The organism is Pseudomonas persica, from assembly GCF_900291015.1.
Taxonomy (GTDB): Bacteria; Pseudomonadota; Gammaproteobacteria; order Pseudomonadales; family Pseudomonadaceae; genus Aquipseudomonas.
Genome location: NZ_OLKL01000066.1, coordinates 1 through 1,084, shown reverse-complemented (window position 1 = coordinate 1,084; position 1,084 = coordinate 1). Strand labels below are relative to the sequence as shown.

Below are 1,084 nucleotides of genomic sequence, written 5' to 3'. Positions count from 1 at the left end.
GGCACGGCTCAGCAAGTACCTTGAGTATGGTGGGTATGCTGCAATTGGCCTGGGTGGGACTTCTTCTTATCTGAAAGTTCAGGAGGTTTGCAGGGCTGGTGAGACGGCTGCTTGTAAAAAGATCCGAATGACAGAGACAGCAAGTTTTGCTGGTAGCGTTGGGTTGGGAACGCTCGTCTCCGCTGGAGCTGGCTTAGCCGCTGGTACAATGTGCGCGGCTTTTGCGGTTGGGACTGCAGGAATAGGCGTTCCTGTGTGCGGGATTGTACTTGTCGGCGCTGGAGGGTTCGCTGGTGGACTTGCGGGCGAGAAGATTGGCGAGTCGGCTGGTGAATTTATCTATGAGGCTACAAGTGATTGACATCAACGATTGGTCGATTTCAGCGAAGCTGATATTGGTAATAGGGCCATTCGTCATTGGATTGCCTGGCCCGGCGATTCTTGCCTGCCTTGCACTGAGGAAAGATTACGGTATCGCATGCTCAGCTATTCAGAGCAATCCCTACCTTGAGTCCATAAAGCAAGTGTGGGGCGGGCGAGGGTTCAAGTGGCGCTGGATGTTGATTTGCATGGTTGCTGGATTGATAACATTTCCGCGATTGGCATTGCACAAAGGTACGCTAGATCCTGATGAATTAAAGCGCTTCCCTTCAAAGTTAAAGTTCAAGTTGTCTCTTGCGGCGTGGTTAACTTTGCTTGGTTGTGTTTGGACGATTGTTGCTTATGTCCTTATTAGGCTCTCAGAAGGAAAATAGCTTGTTTTTCAGGTCGGTACGTTGGTACCTGGGTTCTACGTCGTCCCCCGGCGCATGTCGTTCGCACAGGTGCTACTGCAATTGGCCGAGCACGATGCGACGTTGCCAATCTCCCGGCTACANCCCCGGCGCATGTCGTTCGCACAGGTGCTACTGCAATTGGCCGAGCACGATGCGACGTTGCCAATCTCCCGGCTACAACGGCTTAACCCGACGTTTGAGCAAGGCTTCAAGGCAGCGGAAATATTTGTTATCGGTGACCCTGACAAGGGTGATGCCTGCACCCGCGAGGAAGGCCAGCTGATGGCGGCGGCACAGCACGCACGCCG

The 1,084-nt window shown here is 53.5% G+C and carries 1 protein-coding gene and 2 pseudogenes; all 3 read left to right on the top strand.

The window, feature by feature from the left end:
- A pseudogene (locus FQ664_RS27520) lies at positions 1 to 361 on the top strand (PAAR domain-containing protein); the annotation flags it as partial.
- Positions 354 to 755, top strand: coding sequence for a hypothetical protein (locus tag FQ664_RS25725; protein ID WP_144175812.1), 402 nt, complete (start codon positions 354 to 356; stop codon positions 753 to 755). The pseudogene FQ664_RS27520 and the gene FQ664_RS25725, both read left to right, overlap by 8 nt.
- Before the next feature lie 15 nt (positions 756 to 770).
- Positions 771 to 1,084: pseudogene (locus FQ664_RS25720) on the top strand (hypothetical protein); the annotation flags it as partial.